Annotated in this window: 27 protein-coding genes; 13 read left to right on the top strand and 14 right to left on the bottom strand. The window is 44.9% G+C overall.

Annotated elements, in window-relative coordinates; all coding sequences use genetic code 11:
• Window positions 1-6: 6 nt before the first annotated feature.
• Both EDC16_RS12090 and envC read right to left on the bottom strand, forming a co-directional pair.
• Window positions 7-1,038 (bottom strand): PDDEXK nuclease domain-containing protein, encoded by a 1,032-nt coding sequence (locus tag EDC16_RS12090; RefSeq protein WP_132968111.1) that lies wholly within the window; start codon window positions 1,036-1,038, stop codon window positions 7-9.
• Window positions 1,038-2,249 carry a murein hydrolase activator EnvC gene (gene envC, locus EDC16_RS12085; protein WP_132968110.1) on the bottom strand — a complete coding sequence of 404 codons (1,212 nt, stop codon included), beginning with the start codon at window positions 2,247-2,249 and terminating at the stop codon, window positions 1,038-1,040. The genes EDC16_RS12090 and envC overlap by 1 nt, the downstream gene beginning before the upstream one ends.
• Before the next feature lie 233 nt (window positions 2,250-2,482).
• On the opposite strand from envC, the gene EDC16_RS12080 reads away from it, so the two are divergent.
• From EDC16_RS12080 to cysE, 7 genes are all read left to right on the top strand, one after another.
• A complete protein-coding gene (locus tag EDC16_RS12080; RefSeq protein ID WP_132968109.1) occupies window positions 2,483-3,166 on the top strand; it encodes a 2,3-diphosphoglycerate-dependent phosphoglycerate mutase in 684 nt (227 codons plus the stop codon).
• A 191-nt stretch (window positions 3,167-3,357) separates the two neighbouring features.
• A complete protein-coding gene (locus tag EDC16_RS12075; protein ID WP_132968108.1) occupies window positions 3,358-3,798 on the top strand; it encodes a rhodanese-like domain-containing protein in 441 nt (146 codons plus the stop codon).
• Between the two features lie 39 nt (window positions 3,799-3,837).
• Window positions 3,838-4,341, top strand: coding sequence for a protein-export chaperone SecB (secB, locus tag EDC16_RS12070; RefSeq protein WP_132968107.1), 504 nt, complete (start codon window positions 3,838-3,840; stop codon window positions 4,339-4,341).
• 147 nt (window positions 4,342-4,488) lie between these two features.
• Window positions 4,489-4,671: a hypothetical protein gene (locus tag EDC16_RS12065; protein WP_132968106.1), complete on the top strand. Its 183-nt coding sequence runs from the start codon at window positions 4,489-4,491 to the stop codon at window positions 4,669-4,671.
• Window positions 4,664-4,978, top strand: a complete 315-nt coding sequence (locus EDC16_RS12060; RefSeq protein ID WP_157330417.1) for a type II toxin-antitoxin system RelE/ParE family toxin — start codon at window positions 4,664-4,666, stop codon at window positions 4,976-4,978. Before EDC16_RS12065 ends, EDC16_RS12060 begins: the two co-directional genes overlap by 8 nt.
• Window positions 4,979-5,037: 59 nt before the next feature.
• Window positions 5,038-6,063 carry an NAD(P)H-dependent glycerol-3-phosphate dehydrogenase gene (gpsA, locus tag EDC16_RS12055; RefSeq protein ID WP_132968104.1) on the top strand — a complete coding sequence of 342 codons (1,026 nt, stop codon included), beginning with the start codon at window positions 5,038-5,040 and terminating at the stop codon, window positions 6,061-6,063.
• A gap of 5 nt (window positions 6,064-6,068) precedes the next feature.
• The gene (gene cysE, locus EDC16_RS12050) at window positions 6,069-6,902 is read left to right on the top strand and encodes a serine O-acetyltransferase (protein ID WP_132968103.1); all 834 of its coding nucleotides are present in this window, start codon (window positions 6,069-6,071) and stop codon (window positions 6,900-6,902) included.
• Window positions 6,903-6,950: 48 nt separating this feature from the next.
• Here cysE and EDC16_RS12045 read toward each other — a convergent pair whose 3' ends face one another.
• Both EDC16_RS12045 and trmL read right to left on the bottom strand, forming a co-directional pair.
• Window positions 6,951-7,577 (bottom strand): LysE/ArgO family amino acid transporter, encoded by a 627-nt coding sequence (locus EDC16_RS12045; RefSeq protein ID WP_132968102.1) that lies wholly within the window; start codon window positions 7,575-7,577, stop codon window positions 6,951-6,953.
• A gap of 15 nt (window positions 7,578-7,592) precedes the next feature.
• The gene (gene trmL / locus EDC16_RS12040; RefSeq protein WP_132968101.1) at window positions 7,593-8,075 is read right to left on the bottom strand and encodes a tRNA (uridine(34)/cytosine(34)/5-carboxymethylaminomethyluridine(34)-2'-O)-methyltransferase TrmL; all 483 of its coding nucleotides are present in this window, start codon (window positions 8,073-8,075) and stop codon (window positions 7,593-7,595) included.
• 131 nt (window positions 8,076-8,206) lie between these two features.
• On the opposite strand from trmL, the gene mutM reads away from it, so the two are divergent.
• Window positions 8,207-9,028 carry a bifunctional DNA-formamidopyrimidine glycosylase/DNA-(apurinic or apyrimidinic site) lyase gene (gene mutM, locus EDC16_RS12035; protein ID WP_132968100.1) on the top strand — a complete coding sequence of 274 codons (822 nt, stop codon included), beginning with the start codon at window positions 8,207-8,209 and terminating at the stop codon, window positions 9,026-9,028.
• A gap of 373 nt (window positions 9,029-9,401) precedes the next feature.
• Here the strand turns inward: mutM and EDC16_RS12030 are convergent, their stop codons facing one another.
• Window positions 9,402-10,457, bottom strand: coding sequence for a glycosyltransferase family 9 protein (locus EDC16_RS12030; RefSeq protein ID WP_132968099.1), 1,056 nt, complete (start codon window positions 10,455-10,457; stop codon window positions 9,402-9,404).
• 92 nt (window positions 10,458-10,549) lie between these two features.
• On the opposite strand from EDC16_RS12030, the gene EDC16_RS12025 reads away from it, so the two are divergent.
• Window positions 10,550-11,269, top strand: a complete 720-nt coding sequence (locus EDC16_RS12025; RefSeq protein WP_132968098.1) for a 3-deoxy-D-manno-octulosonic acid kinase — start codon at window positions 10,550-10,552, stop codon at window positions 11,267-11,269.
• Here the strand turns inward: EDC16_RS12025 and coaD are convergent.
• The 8 genes from coaD to ispB form a co-directional block, all read right to left on the bottom strand.
• Complete coding sequence (gene coaD, locus EDC16_RS12020) at window positions 11,266-11,775, bottom strand: pantetheine-phosphate adenylyltransferase (protein WP_132968097.1); 510 nt, start codon at window positions 11,773-11,775, stop codon at window positions 11,266-11,268. The two genes, EDC16_RS12025 and coaD, sit on opposite strands and share 4 nt — an antisense overlap.
• 10 nt (window positions 11,776-11,785) lie before the next feature.
• The gene (waaA, locus tag EDC16_RS12015; RefSeq protein ID WP_132968096.1) at window positions 11,786-13,069 is read right to left on the bottom strand and encodes a lipid IV(A) 3-deoxy-D-manno-octulosonic acid transferase; all 1,284 of its coding nucleotides are present in this window, start codon (window positions 13,067-13,069) and stop codon (window positions 11,786-11,788) included.
• 27 nt (window positions 13,070-13,096) lie between these two features.
• Window positions 13,097-14,647, bottom strand: coding sequence for a Fic family protein (locus EDC16_RS12010; RefSeq protein ID WP_132968095.1), 1,551 nt, complete (start codon window positions 14,645-14,647; stop codon window positions 13,097-13,099).
• An 11-nt stretch (window positions 14,648-14,658) separates the two neighbouring features.
• Window positions 14,659-16,245, bottom strand: coding sequence for a glycosyltransferase family 2 protein (locus EDC16_RS12005; protein ID WP_132968094.1), 1,587 nt, complete (start codon window positions 16,243-16,245; stop codon window positions 14,659-14,661).
• Window positions 16,246-16,306: 61 nt separating this feature from the next.
• Complete coding sequence (locus EDC16_RS12000) at window positions 16,307-17,338, bottom strand: glycosyltransferase family 9 protein (protein ID WP_132968093.1); 1,032 nt, start codon at window positions 17,336-17,338, stop codon at window positions 16,307-16,309.
• A gap of 67 nt (window positions 17,339-17,405) precedes the next feature.
• Complete coding sequence (locus EDC16_RS11995; protein ID WP_132968092.1) at window positions 17,406-17,876, bottom strand: hypothetical protein; 471 nt, start codon at window positions 17,874-17,876, stop codon at window positions 17,406-17,408.
• Between the two features lie 129 nt (window positions 17,877-18,005).
• Window positions 18,006-18,776, bottom strand: a complete 771-nt coding sequence (locus tag EDC16_RS11990; protein ID WP_416069061.1) for an epoxyqueuosine reductase QueH — start codon at window positions 18,774-18,776, stop codon at window positions 18,006-18,008.
• A gap of 8 nt (window positions 18,777-18,784) precedes the next feature.
• Complete coding sequence (gene ispB, locus EDC16_RS11985) at window positions 18,785-19,774, bottom strand: octaprenyl diphosphate synthase (RefSeq protein ID WP_132968091.1); 990 nt, start codon at window positions 19,772-19,774, stop codon at window positions 18,785-18,787.
• Window positions 19,775-20,014: 240 nt separating this feature from the next.
• On the opposite strand from ispB, the gene rplU reads away from it, so the two are divergent.
• The 4 genes from rplU to cgtA all read left to right on the top strand — a co-directional run bounded on the left by rplU (window position 20,015) and on the right by cgtA (window position 22,868).
• Window positions 20,015-20,326: a 50S ribosomal protein L21 gene (rplU, locus tag EDC16_RS11980; protein WP_132968090.1), complete on the top strand. Its 312-nt coding sequence runs from the start codon at window positions 20,015-20,017 to the stop codon at window positions 20,324-20,326.
• Between the two features lie 17 nt (window positions 20,327-20,343).
• Window positions 20,344-20,601 carry a 50S ribosomal protein L27 gene (gene rpmA / locus EDC16_RS11975; RefSeq protein WP_132968089.1) on the top strand — a complete coding sequence of 86 codons (258 nt, stop codon included), beginning with the start codon at window positions 20,344-20,346 and terminating at the stop codon, window positions 20,599-20,601.
• A 117-nt stretch (window positions 20,602-20,718) separates the two neighbouring features.
• Window positions 20,719-21,651 carry a DMT family transporter gene (locus EDC16_RS11970; protein ID WP_132968088.1) on the top strand — a complete coding sequence of 311 codons (933 nt, stop codon included), beginning with the start codon at window positions 20,719-20,721 and terminating at the stop codon, window positions 21,649-21,651.
• 41 nt (window positions 21,652-21,692) lie between these two features.
• On the top strand, window positions 21,693-22,868 hold the full coding sequence (gene cgtA, locus EDC16_RS11965; RefSeq protein WP_132968087.1) for an Obg family GTPase CgtA: 1,176 nt from the start codon (window positions 21,693-21,695) through the stop codon (window positions 22,866-22,868).
• Window positions 22,869-22,982: 114 nt separating this feature from the next.
• Here the strand turns inward: cgtA and EDC16_RS11960 are convergent, their stop codons facing one another.
• Entirely contained in the window at window positions 22,983-24,314 is a 1,332-nt protein-coding gene (locus EDC16_RS11960) for an SLC13 family permease (RefSeq protein ID WP_416069062.1), read from the bottom strand.
• Between the last annotated feature and the right edge of the window lie 270 nt (window positions 24,315-24,584).

Raw genomic sequence — 24,584 nt, 5'->3', positions numbered from 1 at the left:
TAAAATTTAATCTTCTTTCTCTTGTAATAGCGCAATTAATTTTTCTTTGCTTGGTAGCACAGTTTGATATTGGCTGGCAAAAATTTGCTCATTATTTTCCGGCAGGGTATAACGCACCACCGCTTCGCTTTTATCTTGGCATAATATCAAACCAATCGTTTTATTTTCATCCGCCAAACGGATTTCCCTGTCATAATAATTGACATACATCTGCATCTGTCCAATATCTTGATGTTTTAGTTCACCATTTTTCAGATCGATTAAAACAAATGCTTTTAACAAACGATTATAAAAAACCAAATCAATACGAAAATGTTTTTCATCAAACGTAATTCGTTTTTGGCGAGCAACAAAGGTAAATCCGGTGCCAAGCTCTAATAAAAAATGTTCTAACTTATCAATCAGCCGTTGCTCTAAATCACTCTCGGAATAAACCGCACTTTCCGGTAAACCGATAAATTCTAAAATATACGGATCTTTGATAAGATCTTGCGCCTTTTCAATACGCAGTCCCTGTTTTGATAGAGCCAGCACTTCCGATTTATTTCTGCTCAACCTCAAACGTGTATAAAGTGCGGTATCATATTGCCGTTGTAATTCGCGCAAACTCCAATGATTTTTGGCAGATTCGATTTCGTAGAAGCGCCGTTCATTTTCATCGCCAATCCGCATTAATTTTAAATAGTGCGACCAACTTAAACTGAATACGTCCGTTGTTTTATCCGATTTCCGAGACAGTGTCTCGGAAATTTGAGCTTGATATATCGTATAAAATTTACGCATATTACCCAAATTATCTTCCGGAAACCCTCTGCCAAACTCAGCAGTCAATTTGGTCGATAAATCTTTTAGAATTTTTTTACCATATTCAGCCCGCTGTTTTCCTTGCAGCTCTTCCTCAACAATCAAGCGGCCAATCTCAAAATAAGTCGCCACCATAGTGCTATTCACACTCTGGACGATTCGGGTGCGTGCAGATTGCAAAATCTGGGCAATCTTATCGTAAAAATTTTGTTGGCTATCTGGTAATCTTGCCATCACTTCACCCAATTCAACGGATTGACCGGTGTGCCTTTGCGGCGGATTTCGAAATAGAGTGAGGATTTGCCTTGCCCGCCGCTGCTGCCGACTTCGGCGATTTTCTGACCGCGCTTGACGAACTGTCCGTTTTGTACGCTCAAGCGCTGGTTGTAGCCGTACAAACTCATATCACCGGCTCCGTGATCGACCACGACCATTAAGCCGTAACCTTGCAGCCAATCGGCTAAAATCACCCGCCCATCGGCAATCGCTTGCACCGCTGCGCCGTTGTTGCTGTTGATCACAATGCCTTTCCAGCGCAATTCGCCCATTTGTACCGAACCGAAACGGTTGGCAATGCTGCCACTGGTCGGTAAGGCATATTGTTTTTTGCCGGCGCCTAAGCCACTGGTTTTGCGGGTCAACTGTTTCTCTGTTTCAGTCGGTTGATACGGCTTATCGCTCTTTTTCTCTTGTTCGGCTTTTTTCTTTTGATAAGCAGCAAGCTCTTGTTGTTCACGCTGTTTCGCGCGTTGCTCTGCCTGTGCGATAGAGCGCTTCAGGCTGTTTTCATTCTCTTTTAGCACATCAAGCCGATTTTCGCCTTGTTTAATCGAACGATCTAACTTATTTAGCGTCGATTTGCGCTCATTTTGTGTTTTTTGCAATGAAGATTGTGATTGTTTCTGCTTATTCAGGATAGCTTGCTGTTGTTTCTGCTGCTGTTGTGCTTCGGCTTTTTGGTTTTCCAGACTGATCTGAGTCTGTTTGATCGATTCGATCAACTCGCTGCGAGTACGATTGAACTGTTGATAATACGCATACATCCGATCGCTTTCTTGCGCTTTTTCCGACAGCATTTTTTCAATGACCGACGGATTCAGACCTGCTCGATAGGCTGAATCCAACTGCTCCGCCAATTTTTGTTTTTGTGCCGCCAGCTGTTTTTCCAAACGCGCAATTTGCCTGTCGGTTTCACGGATATTTTGCCGTAGGCTACCAAGATCCTGCTCGGTTTTACGTAGTTCGCCCAAGACATTGTTGATACTGTTTTCTTGTTTTTTCAATTCTTGTTGCAAGCGGTTCTGCTCTTGGCGCTGCTGTGAGAGCTGTTGTTGTTGCTGTTTAATTTGCTGCTGAATTTTAGACAGATCTTGCTGGTTGGCATGGCTTGATTCAGGATAACCCAGCAAAACAAATGCCAAAACAAGCGATAAGCTCAGCGTCATCGCATATCTAAAAAAATCTCTAGCGTTGTTTACTCCCCGCACCGGCACGCGCTTTAACTCCCTTTTACCTTAATGCTAACAAAATTAATACATTTTAATCGCTTCTTTGCAAAAGATCAGCAATTCTCAGCAGAATATCAGCAAAGATCCGGATTAGCTATTTAAACTTCGGAAAATATTTGCTATAAATGCCACATATTTATTTTTAAAACCTATAACAGGAGAACTTTTTTATGGAATTAGTATTCATTCGTCACGGTTTCAGTGAGTGGAATGCCAAAAACTTATTCACTGGCTGGCGTGATGTCAACCTGACCGAACGTGGCATCGAAGAAGCCAAATCTGCCGGACAAAAATTGAAAACAGCCGGTTTCGAATTCGACATTGCATTCACTTCCGTGTTAACCCGTGCCATCAAAACCTGTAATATCGTGTTGGAAGAAGCCGATCAATTGTGGATTCCACAAGTCAAAAACTGGCGTTTGAACGAACGTCACTACGGTGAATTGCAAGGGCTGGATAAAAAAGCCACCGCAGAAAAATACGGTGACGAACAAGTGCACATCTGGCGCCGTTCATATGACACTTTGCCACCATTATTGCCACAAGACGATCCAAACTCGGCACACAACGACCGCCGCTATGCCCATTTGCCAAGCGATGTGGTGCCGGACGGTGAAAATCTGAAAGTAACTTTAGAGCGCGTGTTGCCATTCTGGGAAGATCAAATCGCCCCTGCGTTATTGAGCGGTCAACGTGTTTTAGTCACTGCACACGGCAACTCCTTGCGTGCGTTGGCAAAACATATTGAAGGTATTTCCGATGCGGATATTATGGATCTGGAGATCCCAACCGGTCAGCCGTTAGTGTACCAATTGGATGACAACTTAAAAGTGGTTAAAAAATACTATCTGTAATTTAACCGAATAACGTAATACTAACCGCACTTGCTGATCTCATCGGTCAAAGTGCGGTTTTTTGTATCCGTTGAGTGCGATTTGACAATATTTGTACAGTCTTGCCTAGTTTTATTTGGTTAAAGCAGGCAAGAGCGGTTATACTTACCGCTTACCTATTCATTAATTTATTTTTACGGACTAAGATTTAAATGGAAGATTTTATCCCTAAGGCTGTCGAATTTGCGGGCAATCACACAATCATGGTCGTGGCTTGGGTCGTGGTTTTCATCGGGGTGATCGTCACCTTTGCCAAATCGGCAACCTCTGCAGTCAAAGTGATCAACAATATGCAGTTGACGCAACTGATCAACAAAGAACACGGTGTGGTGGTTGATGTTCGCAGCAACGATGAATTCAAACGCGGACACATCATCGGCAGCGTGCAAGCGTTACCAAGTGAGATTAAAAACCGTACCGCCAGCATTTTGGAAAAACATAAAGCGGTTCCGGTGATTGTGGTCGATGCCAGTGGATTAGGCTCTGAAGCCTTGGCAAATCAGCTGCACAAACAAGGTTTTGCTCAGGTTTATAGCCTGAAAGAAGGCATCGGTGGCTGGCGTGGCGCCAATTTACCACTGGTGAAACACTAATTTCCTTTATTCTTAAAATTTCAAATCAGGGAGCTGACAATGGCTGATGAAAACACACAAGACGCAGTAAATAACGAAGAAGCCGTACAACCGACACTGCAAATCCAACGAATTTATGTCAAAGACGTCTCTTTCGAAGCGCCGAATCTGCCGACTATTTTCCAACAAGAGTGGAAACCACAGTTGAAATTCGATTTAAACACCGAAACCGTTGAACTGGCTGAAGGCTTATACGAAGTTTGTTTAAATCTAACCGTCGAAACCACCTTGGAAGACAGCAACGACATTGCTTTTATCTGTGAAGTCAAACAAGCCGGCGTCTTCACCGTATTAGGCTTGGAAGGCGTACAGCTGGCGCACTGTCTGACCGCACAATGCCCTAACATGCTGTTCCCGTATGCGCGTGAACTGATCTCCAGCTTAGTCAACCGTGGCACCTTCCCGGCGTTGAACCTGTCTCCGGTCAATTTTGATGCGCTGTTTATGCAACAATTGCAAGCACAGCAGGAATCTGCGGAACCAGCTGCCGAAACAACGCACTAAGCATTAATTTTCTCAATATATAAAAATCGCAGGCAATTGTCTGCGATTTTGTTTTAGAACTTTCCCACTTGTTGCAAAATCATTGCATAGCACTTTTAGCGTCTGTATGATATTACATAGAAATACTATACGCGAGAGGACTAAATAATGACCTTGTCTGTAAAACCAATCCCAATCCAAGCAACGACTAAACAAGATTATCTTGCACAAATTCAATCCGTTGAAATGCAACGTATAAAACTGCGCGCACTAATCGAGCAGGCAGAAGAAAGCCGGTTTGAACAGTGGGAAAATATGGAAGCTGATCTGGATGCTATTTTTCATGAATAAACGCCAGCTTGTTCGTTCCAATGCTGTCCTTCAAGATCTCAATGAAATTGCTGAATATGGGCGACGCTATTTCTCTGCTGAAACAAACCAAAAATTTAAAAACGGATTAGTTCATACACTAAACATACTGTGCGATTTTAATATGGTACTTGGAACAGCCAGAAATGATATTAAACCCAATCTACTGATGTTTCCCTATCAACGTTACAATTTATATTTTTATCGTACTGAAACACAAATTATTTTATTACGGATATTACGTAGTGAAGTCGATACACTGGACCCATCAAATTTTCCTTTTTTTTAGATAACATAAATAACCATAAAATAAACGTTAAAAATAAAAAAACTAACCAAGGAAAGAATATGACCACCGCTCTGACCAATACCCCAATCACCGTGCTTGGCGCCGGTTCGTTCGGCACTTCATTAGCTATTGCGTTTTCGCGCAACGGCTACCCGACTTATTTGTGGGGACACGATCAACATCATCTGCAACGTTTAGCGGATGAACGGCAAAACAACCAATTCTTACCAGATATTACCTTTCCCGATTCCTTGATTATCGAACCTAGTTTACGCAAAGCAATTCAGGCATCGCGCGATATTTTACTGGTAGTGCCAAGCCATGTATTCGGCGATGTGATTGCTCAGATAAAGCCATTGCTGAGAGATGACAGCCGCTTGATTTGGGCGACTAAAGGATTAGAAAGGGATAGCGGACGATTATTGCAAACGGTGATCAAAGAACAGCTCGGCAGCCACTATCCGCTGGCGGTACTGTCCGGCCCAACCTTTGCTAAAGAGCTGGCAAACGGCTTGCCGACTGCAATTGCCTTAGCTTCCGATAATCTCCAATTTGCACGTGAGGTTCAAACCCGGATTCATTGCAGCAAAAATTTTCGAGTGTATATCAACAACGACATGATCGGTGTGCAACTGGGCGGCGCGGTTAAAAACGTGATCGCCATCGGTGCCGGGATTTCCGACGGTATGGGCTTCGGTGCCAATGCGCGTACCGCACTTATCACTCGCGGCATTGCCGAAATCACCCGCTTGGGGTTATCATTGGGCGCACAGCCGGAAACCTTTATGGGCATGGCGGGCTTAGGTGATTTGGTGCTGACCTGCACCGACAATCAGTCGCGTAACCGCCGCTTTGGCTTGATGTTGGGGCAAGGTTTCAGCGCCCAGCAAGCGTTGGATAATATCGGACAAGTGGTCGAAGGGTTTTATAACACCAAAGAGGCGCATTTGTTAGCACAACGCCAAGGGATCGAAATGCCGATCACCGAACAGATTTATCAAGTGCTGTTCTGCGGCAAAGATGCGCGTGATGCAGCATTGGCGCTGTTGGGGCGTGAACGCAAAGAAGAATATAGCAAAGAGTGAGAATTATGACCGAAATCTCTCCGCAAAAACTACTGGATTTATGGCTATCGATCCGCAATGAAGCCAAAGAATTGGTGGACAACGAACCGATGTTGGCGAGTTTTTTCCATGCCACTATTTTGAAACACTACGATCTCGGCTTGGCACTGAGCTATATTTTAGCCAACAAGCTCTCGAACCCGATTATGCCGGCGATTGCGCTGAAAGAGATTATCGAAGAGGCTTACCAAAATCACCCCGACCTGATCGCCTATGCCGCCAGCGACCTGCTCGCCGTGCGCGAACGCGATCCGGCAGTGCAGATGTTCTCCACGCCGTTGCTGTATTTGAAAGGCTATCATGCGTTGCAAAGTTACCGTATCACCCACTATCTGTGGAAAAGTGGTAGAAAAGCCTTGGCGATTTATCTGCAAAATCAAATTTCGGTGGCGTTTGATGTAGATATTCACCCTGCAGCGCGGATCGGCAAAGGGATTATGCTCGACCATGCCACCGGCATTGTAATCGGTGAAACTGCGGTGATCGAAGATGATGTTTCGATTTTGCAAGGGGTCACCCTCGGCGGCACCGGCAAAGAGTGCGGTGACCGCCACCCGAAAGTGCGCGAAGGCGTGATGATCGGTGCCGGAGCGAAAATTCTCGGCAATATCGAAGTCGGACGCTTCGCCAAAATCGGCGCCGGTTCAGTCGTGCTGCAACCTGTACCGGAATACGCCACCGCCGCCGGTGTCCCAGCCAAAATCATCGCCCAACAACAAAAAACTAAACCCTCATTTGAAATGGATCAGTATTTTGACGATTGCGCTGAGCAGTCGGAATACGAATTTCGGAATATTTAACCGTCCTGCCAGCTCACCAAGTGCGGTGAAGACCGCACTTTTCAGCAATTATGCGAACAGTTTAAACGCATAACGCGCCAAGCTGAAGGCGATCAGCCACATAATACAGCCGATGGCAAAGTCCAGAATGCGCCAAGTTTGTGGACGTTTGAACAGCGGAATCAGCAAACGTGCGCCATAGCCCAAGCCGAAAAACCATAAGCCGGAGGCGAAAATTGCCCCGATTAAAAATTCAAGTTTTTGTTCAAACTGCAGGGTCGAGGCAATGCCGCCGATAATCACCACGGTGTCGAGGTAAACATGCGGATTGAGCAGGGTTAAGCCCAAGGTAATCAACACCGTTTTGAGCGCACTTTGCGACGATGATCCGGTTTGATCAAGGCTTAAACCGCTGCTGCCCTGATAGGCACTGCGAAATGCTCTGGCACCATAGACCAGCAAGAACAGCGCTCCAATCACTGCCAACGCCAAGGTTGCGCTCGGGCTTTGGCCGATGAGGCTGCCCAAGCCCATTACACCAATGCAGATCAAGAGAAAATCGCACACAAAGCAGGTGAGCGATACCCAGAAAATATGCTGTTTTAATAAACCTTGCTTCAGCACAAAGGCGTTTTGTGCGCCGATGGCCACAATCAAACTACCGGAAACCAAAAATCCTTGAATAAGCTGTTCCATATTAAGCCACTGTTTTTACAGGTTAATATTCGGATTTACCGCATTGGCAAAATCCAACTGCCGCCAGGCTTCATACACCGTCACCGCCACCGCATTGGACAAATTCATGCTGCGGCTGTTTGCCACCATCGGCAAACGGATTTTTTGCGCCAACGGCAGACTGTCTAAAATCGGCTTTGGAATCCCGCGGGTTTCCGGCCCAAACATCAAAAAATCGCCTAACTGATAGCGTACTTCAGCATGGTTCGGCCCGCCTTTGGTGGTTAACGCAAACAACCGTGTCGGTTTGGCTTGTTGTAAAAACTCTTCAAATGACGGGTATTTTTTGATTTCGGCAAATTCGTGGTAATCCAAGCCCGAACGGCGTAGTTTTTTGTCGTCCCAAGCGAAACCTAACGGCTCGATCAGGTGTAAACGAAAACCGCAGTTGGCGCATAAACGGATGATATTACCGCTGTTTTGCGGAATTTCTGGCTGATATAATACAATGTCTAACATAATTTTTAAGTTTGAAAATAAAAAGCAAACTATACCACTCTTGCCTATTTAAACAAGTGCTGAAAGCCGCTTTAAAATTGGATAGAATGCGTTATACCGTTATCAACACGCAAAGCAAACAGAGAGCAATCATGCCTGAATTACCTGAAGTCGAAACTACCCTGCGCGGCATCGCGCCATTTGTGTTGGGGCAACAAATCGAGCAAATCCGTGTCCACCGCAGCAAATTGCGTTGGGAAGTCAGCCCCGAACTCAGCGAGTTTTACAACGTGCGTATCACTGGCTTGCAGCGACGCGCCAAATACCTGATTTTAGAAACCGAGCAGGGTTATATTGTCGGACATCTAGGGATGTCAGGATCGTTACGGATTGTGGATATAGATGATGAAAGTGCGGTACGCGACAAACATGATCACCTAGAGTTTATTTTCGGCAATGGTAAGATTTTGCGTTATAACGATCCACGCCGTTTCGGCGCTTGGCTATGGACCGAAACCTTAGCCGATTTTCCGCTGTTCGCCAAACTCGGCCCCGAACCGCTGTCCGACGAGTTTAATGCGGATTATTTTTGGCAAAAAAGCCGCAATAAAAATACGCCGATCAAATCGTTTGTGATGAACAATGCAGTGGTAGTCGGTGTCGGCAATATTTACGCCAACGAAACCCTGTTTCTGTGCGGCATTCACCCGCTTACTCCCCCAAGCTGCTTAACTCGCACACAATGTTATAAACTGGTCGAACAGGTGAAACAGGTATTAAAAGACGCAATCCGTCAAGGCGGTACATCGTTAAAGGACTTTGTACAACCGGACGGTCGCCCCGGCTATTTTGCGCAACAGCTGTATGTGTATGGTAAAGCCGGCGAACCTTGCCCGACTTGCGGCACCAAAATTGAAAGTGCGGTTATCGGGCAACGGAATAGTTTTTATTGTCCGAGGTGTCAGGGATTGTAACGGTAAGAAACAGTTCCGTACAACCCGAAGTGTATGCAAGTTATTCGAGATTACGGATGAATCAACTCTGTTGGGGCTTTGGAATACCGCACTTTTCCTTCGCCCCTTGTGGGAGAAGGACAGATTTTTGCTTCGTTCAGAAGCGAAAATCAGGATGAGGGGTAAAGTGTGGTGCAGTGTACCGAGATCTCACCCTCATCCGCCCTTCGGGCACCTTCTCCCATCAAGGGAGAAGGAAATAATGTACTGTAACTGAGTTGAGCGTAGTCATTAGAATTCCTTCGCCCTTGTGAGAGTAGGAAAGTTGGGATACAGCCCGAAGTGTAAACGATGTCATCGGGTTAATATGTAAAGGATGTTCTAGTTGTACCAATCAACTAATTCCCAACACTCCTTTCATCTGAGCAATCACCTCTTGCACCTGAATCTGTTGCATCAAATCTTTACCTTTGGCGCGGGTCGCCCAAGGCAGTTCGGCGGAGGGTTTGCCGTATTGCGCCTGAATATTTTGTTCATACACCGACACCACATTGGCCAGATTGTTATACGGTGCGGTGCGCAGCGGATTGTGCACCGCATATAACCCAATCACCGGTGTGCCTTGCGTGGTTGCCATATGCGCCGGACCGGAATCCGGCGAAATCAGCAAATCCACGCTATCAATCAATGCCATCAGCTGTAACAGCGAGGTTTTACCGACCACATTAGTCAACACAATACCGCTCTTTTGCGCAATTTCAGCTGCCATCGCCACTTCGCGTGGCGCAGGAGAGCCCGCAAGAATGACATTGATATTCTGTTCAGCAGCATAACGAGCCACCGCCACATACCCCTCGACCGTCCAATCTTTTTCTGCTTTACTGGAACAAGGGCAAATCAGCAGATTTTTTCGGCTCGGATCAATCAGACTGCGGACATACTCCCGATCTGCCGCCGTCAGTGGAATATCCCAACGAGGCGGGCTTGGCGGCACGCCGATGGCTTGCGCGAACGCCAAGAATCCGTCCAAAACATGCGGATTTTGCGGCTCGTTGATGGTACGGTTGGTGAACAACCACTGCCCTTCACGTGCCCGTTTTTTCGCGAATCCAATTTTATACTTAGCTTTAATCCCCAACGACAGCACAGACGCCCGAAGTGCGGTTTGCATATTGAGCAGCGCATCAAAACGTTGGTTTTTCAATTGTTGCCAAATCGCCAATACACCACGCCAACCGCACTTTTTATCAAACACCACAGTTTTCACCTTCGGCAACACCGATACCAGCTGAGCTTCGGTTTTGCCGACAATCCAGGTGATTTCCGTGCTTGGATAGTGGCGTTGGATCTGTTGCACCATGGCAATCGCATTGCACACATCACCAATCGCCGAGAGGCGCAAGATACAAATTTTTTCAGGAGCTTGGGTAAAAAGCGGTTGTTTTGCCATAACTTTCTGCATAATTAAAGGATTTTTGATTGGGATTTGATTTATTCTAAAGTAAAATCGAAAAATTACCATGTTAATCTGCGGACAATACGATGGCTTACATTCAACACGGCAACCAATACTTTCTCCTGAATAGCAACACCACACTGGCGCCTGAACAACTGTTTGATATTGAATATTGGCAGCAGCAGCAACGAGTGATCGGGCAAGCCAAAGGGCGTGGGATCACTTGGTTTCTGCAAGCCGACGATTTGGATATCGGCAAAAATCTGGCGCTGCGTCACTACTACCGCGGCGGCTGGTCGGCAAAATTCAACCGTGACCGCTACTTTGATTGTGCATTGAAAAACAGCCGCAGCTTTACCGAATTCGAGATGTTGCGTCGGTTGCACAAAGCCGGATTACCGGTGCCACAGCCGATTGCAGCACGGGTCATAAAAAAAACCATCGGCTACCAAGCAGATATTTTGTTGCAGAAAATCGAAAACGCACAGGATTTGACCGCACTTTTACAGCAACAAACCCTGAGCGAGCCACAGTGGCAGGAGATTGGCGGCTTGATTCGGCAGATGCACGATCTGCAAGTATGCCACCGTGATTTAAACGCACACAATATTTTGTTGCAACAGCAACAGGGGCAGCACAAATTTTGGCTGATTGATTTTGATAAGTGTGATTTTCTCAGTGGTGATAATTGGAAAGCCGATAATTTGGCACGGCTGCACCGCTCTTTTCTCAAAGAAATCGGCAGAATGCAGATTCAATTCAGCGAACAGAATTGGCAACAGCTGCTCACCGGTTATCATTTTTAAGCTTTCACGTCTAGGGTCTGTTGATGTTTGGCGTGTTTTTGCTGCAACGCCTGATATACCACTTGTGGCACAAGGGCTTGCGTGTCGCCACCGTGTAAGCTGATTTCACGGATCATGGTCGAGGAAACATATGACCAACGATCCGACGGCGGAAAGAACAGGCTCTCTACACCATGGGTCAGCAAGCGGTTCAAATGTGACAGTTGCAGCTCATATTCAAAATCCGCCACTGCCCGCACGCCGCGAATAATCGCCTTGACCTGATATTGCTTGATCACCTCGGCCAGTAAACCGGAAAAACCGATGACTTCAATATTCGCCAAGTGTCGGCATGATTGCTGCACCAGTTCAATCCGCTGTTCCAGCTCAAACAACGGCTTTTTACTGGGGCTGGCCGCCACCGCCACGATAATTTTCGGGAACAGCAACGCACTGCGCTCAATAATATCCAGATGCCCGTTGGTAATCGGGTCAAATGTGCCGGGGTAGATCACGGTAGTTTGCATCTTCAGTGTCCTATTTTTCCAGATAAGGGCGCAATAATAACATCAAACGATCCAGTGCGCCGCGATTTTCCATTAATACCTGATAGCCTGCTTCGCCATAGCGTTGTGCCAGTGTTGGCGTTGACAGTAACCCATCGACTTGCTTCGCCAACGCCTGGCTTTGACTCTCGATTTCAATCACACCGTTCACCGTTCGCAAAGCGCTGAACACCTCTGGAAAATTAAAAGTGTGTTTACCAGAGATTACCGGCAGTTTAAACGCCAGTGGTTCCAGCGGATTGTGTCCGCCGATCGGCAATAAGCTGCCGCCAACAAAAGCGATATCGCTGATGCCGTACATCAACATCAGCTCGCCCATTGAATCAATCAACATCACTTGCGTTTCTGCACCCGGCACTTGCTGCGCCGAACGCCGTACCGCACTTAGCCCCGATTTTTCAATCAGGTCATATACGGCTTGAAAACGTTCCGGGTGGCGTGGCACCAGCAGCAACAATAAATCGGGATAACGGTGCAGCAAAGTGTGGTGCGCTTGCAAGATAATTTCATCTTCGCCTTGGTGGGTACTGGCGGCAATCCACACCGGACGCTTGCTTGGCAGCCATGTTTGGCGTAGTTCTGCGATTTGTTGCTGTAATACCGCACTGAGACTTAAATCATACTTTAGATTGCCCATCACACTCAGACGTGATTTGTCATAATCCAAACTCAGGTACCGGCTGGCGCTAATACTGTCCTGCGCGGCAATATGTGTAATTTGCGACAACATCTGGTGCACAATTTTTTTCAATTTGCCATAACGCGTTGCCGAGCGAGCCGACAAACGAGCATTGGCAATCACTAACGGAATATTACGTTTCGCTAACTGACCAATAAAGTTCGGCCACAATTCGGTTTCCATCACAATACAGAGCTTCGGCTGCACAAAACGTATAAAGCGTGCCATGGCAGTCGGGGTGTCATAAGGAAGATAGATGTGTGTCACGCGATTGCCAAAGGCCGATTTGACCCGCTCCGAACCGGTCGGTGTCACTGTGGTAATCGTCAGCGCCAACTGCGGATATTCAGCCAAAATCGTATTCACCAACGGCTGCGCCGCCATCACCTCGCCAACGGACGCCGCATGAATCAACACCCCATTTGGCTGTGGCACAATATTGTTTCTCTTATAAATACCATAACGTTCATTCAACCGCTGCCGATACGCTGGGGATTTGCGGCTACGGAAAAGGGTGAACAGCAGGATGAAGGGCTGAATGAGATAAATTAAGATGTTATAAAGTAAAAAAAACATAATGCCTCATTTGGTCATATAACAATGCTATGCGCGTTTATTTGCCAATAAGGCATTTTGCCCTAACACCGTTAAACGGTATTTTTGTGTTGGACTACGAGGTGAGTCAGGTTCCGTCATCTCGACCAAGCCAGCAGCTACCGCCGGTTTCAAATAATTGTCCATAAATGTCGGGCGATGTAGTAAAGATAATGTTTGTAATAGCATTTTTGTACTGAGTGGCTGAGTAGCTAATGCCTCTAACAAAGCAAGAGTTGTCGCACTTACCTGATTATTTACTTGTTCGGTTACTTGTTCGGTTACTTGTTCGGTTACTTGTTCAAATCCCTGATGTATCGGCAAACGAATCAAAAAATAGCTACGATCATCATCAGTTTCGAATTCAGGTGGTGGCGAACCATTTTGCTGCATCATGCGCAATATTTTGGGGATTCCCGTCGATCGCCCCTCAGTGAGTTCCAATTCCTTCAAAAACTCTCCAATCCGACGATTACGATAGCGGCGGCTCACAGCATTTCCTGATTGAAGATCTTGCAGCCGAATAGCACGATCTGGACCAGGAAAGCTCAATACCACTAAGGCTTGCCGATCAATCCGAATTTCGATCGGCTCACGAATTTGATAAGAGCGATGATACACCGCATTGACCACAGCTTCTTCTATTGCCGCAAACGGAAAATTCCAAAAACGCTCAACCTCTGCTTGGTGTGCAAGTTTTATCACGCCCTCTTTGATGTAGTTGCTCTGAATGTAGGCTAGAGCATCCCGAGTAATACGCCCGAGAGGACCTTTGAAAATTTTTTCTTCAAAACGATCACCGCCAACCCCGTCAGAAAAATAAACAATATCAATCTGCGTTGCCGGAAAAAATTGCTCTGGATGAGGATTAAAAAAAAGCAAGCCGACATTTTTTGGTAGTACCATTTCACTTGGTCCACCCACAATATTCATTCTGCGCGCCAGTGTTTCCAACTCAAACAATTGAGCCTCACTCGCTAATTCACTGTTGACTTCTTCAAGAAAATCTCGCATCAAACGGGGGGAAAGATCGTCCAACCTTGCTGTCTGACGATAACGATCATCAAATGGTACACTGGCTGCTAACCCCAATAACTCTCGCTCATCCTCACCGGAAGCTTTTACAGTACTCGTGTGTTTACGCAGGTAATAGCCCCAATCACTTTTTTTATCACTCAAACTGAGCTTGGCACGATAAGGGCGCATTTCACCACCTGGTGCCCATAACACCAGAATGGTTTTACCTTGAATTTCATAGGTTGCTGTCAGTGGATGATAATGTGGGAAGATCGCCGAATATCCTAAATTTAGCAATTCTTTTTGAATGGAATCAATTTGTTGCGGCAATAACCCAACTGGCGGCAACTGAGGCTGCCCTTGTTGCTCATCAAGCCCGATCAAAATATATCCGCCGCCGATATTATGAAAGTCATTGGCAAAGGCGCAAAGGGTATGCAAAATCGCCTCGGGATTCCAACCCGCTTTATATTCAATACGTTCACTTTCAACCGTACGTTGATGAAGCAAATCGTTAATATTGATAGGTAACTTTGTTAGCATAAGCCCTTAATTTAATCCATTAATTCGGTAGAATGATTTAAAAATCGTGCTACACCATTTTCACAAGTTGTTAATTTTTGCTCAATGACATTTTTTAACAAACGGTCATTTTCCGGCAGGGCATCACGCTCGGCTTCATTGTGCCATAGGTGATAAGCAATCGCGGCAAAACGAATATCTTTGCGTTTTACGCCATTGTTAAATAGGCGTGCCACAAATTCACTGTCTTCACGCCCCCAGCCGACAAAATCATTATTAAACCCATTTACCGCCAGGGCATCTTCACGGAAAAATGCCATATTGCAGCCCCGAATCCCTTTGTAATAATCACGCTTTTCTTTATGTAAAATCGAATTTAACCATGGTAAATGGCAAGCGGAAAGGCGCTTTTCCAAACGCTTTTCAATCCCTTTTTGATACCATTTTATTTCAGGATACTTCGTCGGTTGCTTTAGGATTTCAGCGGTTTTTGGCTGAGGTAACACCACTCGACTGCCCTGAATAAAGATGCCTTTTTTAGCTGCTTTTAAGTGATCTTGAATAAACTGAGAGTGCATCACCATATCGCCGTCAATCACCACAATATAATCCGCCGTTGCTTGTGCTAACGCACGATTTCGGGACTCAGCCAGTTTAAAACCGGTATCCGGTTGCCAACTGTGGATCAACGGCACCGGAAAAATCGCTTGGTATTGCTCAATCACCGTTTTGGTTTCGTCCGTCGAGCCGTCATCAGCGATAATCACTTCTTTTGGCAATGTTTTTTGCACCAAGACAGATTGTAAAACCGCACTTAGTGCGTCCGGGCGGTTATAGGTGGTGACAATCAATGACGCTTGTAAGCGTTGATTCGCTTCCATCAATTTAATGTATTTATAATATGCCCCCATTGCATTGGCACAGGCGATGACAAAACCGTCTTGTCCGTCTAAAAACCCTTTTTTCAGCAGATAATTTTTAATAAATGCCGATACGCCGTGTGTGATTGCACTGAATACTGAAGCACGTTTTTTAAATTTATTTTGCTCTGCAAACAGTGTGGTGTACTGCTGCATTTTATTGATCAACGCACTGGCACCGTCAAAAGAGTAGTGCAAAAAATGCTGCTTTAACTTCACTAATTCAACATTTTGTGGAATATCTAAGGATTCATGTACTTGCTTATCATTGAACGTAACTAAAGTGCGGTTATACAATCGTTTAACATAATCAGGATACCAACCGCAGGTTTTGATCACTTTACCGCGATAATGATTCAAGCGCAAAATAGCGTATGCTTTATTAGTTTCGGTTAAATCCAGGGTTTTAAGCTCATTGATAAGCGCTTCAGGAAACACTTCATCACTATCAATATTGATAATCCAATCATGCTTTGCTTGTTGTGCCGCCAAATTTTTGAGCGGACCAAAACCGATAAACGGCGAGTGATAAACCACTACATTGTCAAAGCGCTGCGCAATCGTCAATGTGCTGTCTGTCGAACCGTTATCCAGCAGTAACACTTCATCAAAATCCGTAAGGGCAGTCAGGACTTGTGATAAATATTTTTCTGAATTATTCACTAACATCGTAACGGTGATGGGAAGTTTTTTAGTCATTTGCTTAACTCTGTATATTAAAATTTATTGGCGACGATATTCATAATAATAAAACGTGTTTCTACTCAAATAACCACTCTTTTCGAATATCCTCGGGATTAATTTCATTAATATTATCCTGATAGCAAACTATATGCGTTGTTTCCTCACTTTTAGGTCCCCAGTTTGCCAACCCCAGATCATGGCGGTGATAAAATGCAATAATTTTTTTATTGAAGCCGGAAGCAATATGAATCACGGATGTATCTGGTGATATGACTAAATTAGCATGGCGAATAAGCTCTATACTCTGATAAATCGATGTGGTATTTTCATATAAATACACATTATTATCAGCGCCTATAAGTTCTTTCAACATCGGCGTTACTGCCGGATAAGTCAATACTACAATTTTTCTATCCGCAACTTTCGCTCTCAAATCTGCCAATATCAAACGGATCTTCTCCGCAACAAATCTACGCGATCTAGGTGCACCAAAAAAATTAATTGCAATATAATCAGTTAATTGATTTTTTTCTAAAAATTGCGATATCTCAATCACACTTTGCGGATCCGAGGGGATATCATATTGCCTATCAATATTATCCAATCCCAAATACATTAATGCCGTTTGATAAACCTCAGAAAAATGCAACCGTTGATCATCAATATTCAGGTTAAACAGGTGATAGTTTTGCTTAAGGTAGCCGATATTGACTCTGGCATTAATCAACCGAATCAGCAATAAATCGCGATTGCGCACAAATACCGTCGGATCAATTAACGCATCGTACCGCACTTTGCGCAATTTAAACCCCACTTTAATATAATCCAAAATATGTTTTCTTCTGACCGGATAAAGCGTATCGATATGAGGATTTTTTTCAAACAACGATCTATCGCTACAAACTACGCCAATTTTTATTGCTGGATTATATTTTTTCAGCTCACGAAAAACAAAAGAGCTAACAATATAATCGCCAATTTTTCCGTCTTGACGCAGGAACAGTACGCTTTTTAGCTCGATGTTATCAGGCATAGGTTTAGTTTTGTCTAGGATCCATTTACCTAATGCAATACGCCATTGGCGCAATTGATATTTTATTTTTTTCATCTTTATATCAAATCAATTATTCGTACAAAAAAGCCCGCATTGCGGGCTTTTAATATATTAGAGAAATTTATTTTTTCTCAACTTGTTCTTTTAAGGTTTGGATACCTTGTGCCGCTTCCAGCAATTTAGTCGTTGCTTGTTGTTGTAAGGTCACCAGCGCTTGTTGCTGTTCTGCGGTTGGTGGGGTGACAACGTAAATGGCTGAATCTGTCATTAATTTGATGAAATCATCAAAACCAGAAGTAAATTTGCCTTGTAACGCTTTGGCTTCAGCCGTTTTGATTTTTAAACCTTCAACACTGGCTTTGATTTCTTTATATTTATCTGCAATTTTGTTGAAGATTACCGCTTGATCTTCCGGTGTTGCCGCACTCATCAACTCGGTTTGGAATTTTTGAATTTCAGCTAAATTACCGTTTTGTTCGGTTGCTGCGTCAAAAGCTTGCAAATCTGCCTTTAAATCAGCATTTTTGTCACCACAAGCGACAACCGCCAATGCAACAAATACGAAAGTAAAAAATTGATAAAAACGTTTCATGGATTAATCCTCTAAATGAATAATAAAGTAATGTTCTTGCCGCACAGTTCTTTTGAAAAAGGCTCAAGATTTGGCTAGTTTACGACCTTTATTTGTTGAGGTAAAGCAATTGTCTATTTTTACTGTGACTTAGGCTGTACTCTCATCAACTGAATAATACAGTTTACCAATTTCAATTTTTTGCCGACCTGTCGCTTCACGCCATTTGTTGGTATCACGCAACGAATAGACGCAGCCACAATATTCTTGTTGGTAAAAACGTTCACGCTTGCTGATCTCGATCATGCGTTGCGAGCCACCGCCTTTACGCCAATTGTAGTCCCAATATTCCACATCATCATATTTTTCCGCTGCACGGTGACCGCAACCGTTGATTTGCTGCATATCTTTCCAACGGGAAATTCCCAGACAGCTGGTGAACACCGGAAAACCGTTTTCATGGGCATATTCCGCCGCTTTTTCAAAACGCATATCAAAACACATGGTGCAGCGAATGCCGCGTTCCGGCTCGTCTTCCATGCCTTTAGCACGATCGAACCAGTTTTGGCGATCATAATCGGCATCGATAAACGGAATATTAAATTTTTCGGCGAAGCGGATATTTTCCTCTTTACGGATCAAATACTCTTTCAGCGGATGAATGTTCGGGTTGTAAAAATAGATGGTAAATTCAATGCCCGAGGCCAAAATCGCTTCCATCACTTCGCCGGAGCAAGGCGCACAGCAGGAGTGCAACAGCAGTTTGTTGTGTCCGTTCGGCAATGCCAGGTTAGGACGTACAAACGGACCTTGCTCTTTTTGTTTACGCCGTTTGGCACGCACAGATACAAAGTGCGGTTCAGTGGTTGGTGCAGTTTCGCAGACCGCACTTTTAGTGTTTAAGTCTAATTCAGTCATCATATTTTTTCTTAGTAAGTGCGGTCAACAGAAAGATATGCCAACGCAACCAGTGCTTGTTTATAATCGCTTTCAGGCAGTGGAGCTAGTGCAGCCACCGCTTTTTGTGCTTCGTCCTGTGCTTTTTGCATTGCATAGTCTAAAGAGCCGTGTTGTTGCATTGCTGCCAACACTTGCGGCAGTTGATCGCGTCCGCTGCCATTTTCAATCACATTACGAATCATCGTTTGTTGTTCAGCATCACCGTGTTGCATCGCATGTAATAACGGCAATGTCGGTTTGCCTTCGGCTAAATCATCACCAATATTTTTGCCCAATGCCTGTTGGTCAGCGCTGTAATCCAGCACATCGTCCACCAATTGAAACGCAGTGCCGAGATAACGCCCGTAATCAGCCAGCGCCTGTTCAATCTTTTCATTCGCTTCGGTGACAATCGCGGCACATTGCGTTGCGGCTTCAAACAGGCGCGCCGTTTTGCTGTAGATCACCTGCATATAGCTTTGCTCGGTGGTGTCAGGGTCATTACAATTCATCAGTTGCAACACTTCCCCTTCGGCGATCACATTGGTGGCATCCGACATGATCTTCAGGATCTTCAACGAGACCAAGGACGTCATCAATTGAAAAGCACGAGTATAGATAAAATCCCCGACCAAGACACTCGCCGCATTGCCGAACAGCGCATTGGCGGTCTCTTTGCCGCGTCGCATATCCGACTCATCCACCACATCATCATGCAACAACGTTGCCGTGTGAATAAATTCGATAAAAGTAGCAGCGGTGATATGCGCCGTACCTTGATACCCCAACGCCCGCGCTGCCAAAATGGCGATCATCGGGCGAATGCGTTTGCCGCCACCGCTGATAATATAGTGTCCCAATTGATTGATCAGCACTACATCTGAATTCATCTGCGCCAAAATCAGCGCATTGACAGCGTGCATGTCTTCAGCGCAAAGTGTCTGGATCTTTTTTAGATCGAAGGGTTGATGTCCTGTCATGATTGCAAACTTGCCACGTCAATAATTATTTCGGAAAGCCGCATTGTACCCGAATTTATCGAATTTCTAAAATCAATCCTGCACAAGGATCAAATATTTTAAACTTATCCAAAATAGTTGCTTGCTATCAGGCAATTTTTTGCGTAAAATCCGCACCCTATTTATATGAATTTTGATTGTGCCATACGATATAAACAGGCAATTCGTTTATTCGGCACATATTTTAGCGGAGTTTTTTCTATGTACGCGGTTTTCCAAAGTGGCGGTAAACAACACAGAGTGAGCGCAGGTCAAGTTGTTCGTTTAGAGAAACTTGAAGTAGCAACTGGTGAAACAGTTGAGTTCGACTCAGTGTTGATGGTCGTCAACGGTGAAGATGTAAAAATTGGTGCCCCATTAGTTGATGGTGGTAAAGTAGTGGCTGAAGTCGTTGCACACGGTCGTGGCGATAAAATTAAAATCGTTAAGTTCCGTCGTCGTAAACACAGTCGTAAACAACAAGGTCACCGTCAGTGGTTCACAGAAGTGAAAATCACTGGCATCAGTGCCTAATTTAGAGGAGATCGAAAATGGCTCATAAGAAAGCTGGTGGTTCCACTCGCAACGGTCGTGACTCTGAAAGTAAACGTCTTGGTGTTAAACGCTTTGGCGGTGAATCAGTATTAGCCGGTAGCATTATTGTTCGTCAACGTGGTACTAAATTCCACGCAGGCACTAATGTTGGACTTGGTCGCGATCATACTCTGTTTGCAACGGCAAACGGTAAAGTTAAATTTGAAGTGAAAGGCGATAAAAATCGCAAATACGTAAGTATTATCGCTGACTAATTTAATTTCAGAGTTGAAGAACCCCGCACTTTTATAGCGCGGGGTTTTTTATTAGCACTTTTATCAGGTAAAAAGTGCGGTAAAATTGATACAACACAATTGGACACAACAAAAGAGATGAAGAAATCGGTCAGTGGTTTTTTGTTTGCCTTAACCACAGCAGTTTGCTGGGGTATGGTGCCGTTGGCATTAAAACCGATTTTACGTTTTATGGACAGCAGTACTATCGTTTGGTACCGCTTTTCGGTAGCTGCTGTCGGCTTGCTGATCATTTTAAAATTTTTAGATAAATTGCCACAGGCTAAATTGTTGCTGAGCCCGCGTTTTCGTTGGCTAACGATTATTGGTATCATTGCACTCAGCGGCAATTTTTTACTGTTCAACACTTCGTTAAGCTATTTGGATCCGGCAGTGACGCAAGTGATCGCGCAAGTCTCCCCCTTTTTAATGATGATAGCAAGTGCGGTTTTCTTGAAAGAATTGATTGGTCCGACACAAAAAATCGGTGCAGTTTTATTGGTTATCGGCTTGCTGCTGTTTTTTAACGAACGCTTAGCAGAATTACTGACCAGTATGACAACCTACACCAAAGGTGTGTTACTCAGCCTATCTGCTGCACTGATTTGGGTTGGCTATGGTTTAGCACAAAAACTGATGCTGCGCCGTTTCAATTCTCAACAGATTTTACTGATATTTTATACCGGCAGCGCCCTATTGTTCACACCGATGGCAGAGGTTGGCAGCGTCAGCCGTCTGCCGCTGTTAGAGTTGTTTTGTTTGGCATTTTGTTGTTTAAATACGTTAGTTGCTTACGGCTGTTATGCCGAAGCGATCAACCGTTGGGAAGTGTCTAAAGTCAGCGCAATCATTACGCTGACTCCGCTGTTTACTATTTTATTTTCGGAAATCGCCTATCTGGCCGCACCTCACGCTTTTGCGTTGCCGGATTTAAACCTATTATCGTATATCGGTGCCTGTGTGGTGGTTACCGGTGCCCTGTGCTCGGCAATCGGGCATACTTTTTTATTTCGTCGTCCCAAGAAATCATAATGAAATAACGTGATAAAGAGTCAGACGAACAGGAGAAACAGATGAAATTTATTGATGAGGCGTTAATTCGCATTGAAGCCGGCGACGGCGGCAACGGTTGTGTCAGCTTCCGCCGCGAAAAATATGTGCCGAAAGGTGGCCCTGACGGCGGCGACGGCGGTGATGGTGGTGATGTTTATTTGGTTGCCGATGAAAACTTGAATACCTTAATCGACTACCGTTTCGAAAAACGTTTTGCCGCCGAACGCGGGGAAAACGGACGCAGCGCCAATTGCACCGGACATCGCGGCAAAGATATCACGCTGCGTGTGCCGGTCGGTACTCGGGCAATCGATCACGACACCCAAGAAACAGTTGGTGATCTCACCCAGCACGGCATGAAACTGTTAGTAGCTAAAGGCGGTTATCACGGTTTGGGCAATACACGTTTCAAATCCTCGATCAATCGCGCACCACGTCAAAAAACGAACGGTACGACTGGTGAAAAACGCGATTTACAACTGGAGTTAATGTTGCTGGCTGATGTGGGAATGTTGGGACTACCCAATGCCGGTAAATCTACCTTTATCCGCGCGGTTTCTGCCGCCAAGCCAAAAGTGGCGGATTATCCGTTTACCACGCTGGTGCCGAGCCTAGGCGTCGCCAGAGTGGACGCTAACCGCAGTTTTGTGATTGCTGACATTCCCGGTCTGATCGAGGGGGCTTCCGACGGTGCCGGCTTGGGGATTCGTTTTCTGAAGCATTTGGAACGCTGCCGCGTGTTAATTCACTTGGTCGATCTGAATCCGATCGATCAAAGCGATCCAGCGGACAATATCGCCATTATTGAATCAGAACTGTATCAATACAGTGAAGCGCTGGCAGAAAAACCACGCTGGCTGGTGTTCAATAAAATCGATACCTTAAGCGCCGAAGAGACAGAAGCCCTAGCCGCTGAAATTGTCGAGCGTGTAGGCTGGCAGGAAGATTACTACCTGATTTCAGCCGTTACCGGCAAAAATGTTCAGGCACTGTGCCGTGATATTATGCAATTTATCGAGGATAATCCACGCGAAACGCTCTCAGCCGAACCTGAAACAGAAGAGGTGAAATTTAAATGGGATGACTACCATCAACAACAAATCGCCGCCCACAGTGACAGTAGCGAAGATGACGATTGGGATGATGACTGGTCAGAAGAAGATGAAGAGGGCGTAGAAACGATCTACAAACCTTAATTATTGATACTAGGATCTGTTGATCTTGGTTTATAATTTGAGTTATAGACAAAGCGCAACAGCCCCTATACCGCACTTTGCATTACGATAGCAAAGTGCGGTTTTATTTATCAGCTAATTAAAAATCGACGTCACTGCCAACACCCACACGATACTGCTCACCGGTCCCAATAACCCCATTGAGACACCTCCTAACCTAAATTCGGACTGCTTGATCAAGCCGGTACTAAAAGCAATCGCATTGGGTGGCGTCGACACCGGTAGCAGTAGTGCACAAGAAGCACTTAATGCAATGATTAAAGGTAAGGTTGCCGGGCTGAAATCGCCACTGGAAATGCTCATCAAAGACAGCGCAATAGGCACTAAAATAGTAGTTGCAGCAGTATTACTCATAAAATTAGACAACAACACGGTAATAAAGCCAAACAACAACATCAACAAATAGAAATTAATTTGCACGCCGCTCAACTTATCAACAAAATGCGCTGCCAGCTCCTGTTCCTGAATTGCCATTCCCAGTGCAAGACCTCCGGCAACCAACATTAAGGTATCCCACGGCAAAGCACGTACATCATCGGCATCCAAGACACCCAACATAGTAAGCGCGACAATCGGAATACCCGATACCGCCGCAATCGGAATACCAAACCATTTAGAGGTCAACCAGAAAAATAGTGTTATGCCCAACACCACCATCATAATATTTTTTTGCAGTCGAAGTTCCTTACTGCTCAACTGGTCACTATGCTCTACGGTTGGCAATGCAAATTGAACCGTCATCTCCTCACGTCCCACACGATAGCGGCGCAGCAAAATTCGCCAAAAAATATATAGTAGCAACAACGCAATCGGTACACCGATGACCATCCACTCTAAAAACGAAATACTAATCCCAACCGCTTCCAAAGCGCCAACAGCAATGGCATTTGGTGCCGAGCCGATGATTGTTCCCATGCCACCAATAGAAGCTGCCGTTGGGATTCCCAGCAGCAGGGCGCGAGAAAAATTGGATTTTTTATCTAGCGAAGCAAAAATCGGGCTAACCGTTGCTATCATCATCGCAGTCGTTGCGGTATTACTCATTAACATTGAAATAACTGCCGTGGTCAGCATCAACCCCAATAAGATAAATTCCGGTTTCTTGCCAAATTTAGGCAATAAAATCCCCAGCAACGCTTCATCTAAACGGGTTTTCTTCATTCCCTCCGCCAAAAAGAAACCACCCAAGAAAAGCCAAATCACCCCGTCAGACCAGGTTTGTACATAGCGCATCGCATGCTGGTTTTCGTCGGTGCCCATCACCACCACCAGATAGCCAATCACCAATATCCCTACAGAAAACGGCGGAATGGCTTCGGTAATCCATAGTGCAATAGCCAAAAAAAGTAACAACAATACCAAGTTCTGGGTTTGGGTAAAGCTGGGGTCGGACAACCAATACATCATGCCCAAACCAAAAAGAATGGAGAGTAAAAACTGAATAACCTTGCTCTGTCTTGCCATTGCAAAAGGATAGAGGCTCAGTTTTTTAAGAGAGTAAGCGCGCGAATCTGCCATAGAAAACATCCATAAAATCAATCAGTACCCTTGATTCTAGGCAAAAAAGCACATGTAAGACAAATCATCCGGAGTCAAATTGTTACTCACCTCACAGATTATTTTCTGAAACAACAATTGGCTAGCAAGGCATTAACGAGAATGTCACAACATAGTTCA

The sequence above is a fragment of the Testudinibacter aquarius genome, from assembly GCF_004342725.1.
Taxonomy (GTDB): domain Bacteria; phylum Pseudomonadota; class Gammaproteobacteria; order Enterobacterales; family Pasteurellaceae; genus Chelonobacter; species Chelonobacter aquarius.
This window is presented reverse-complemented; position numbering and strand designations above follow the sequence as displayed.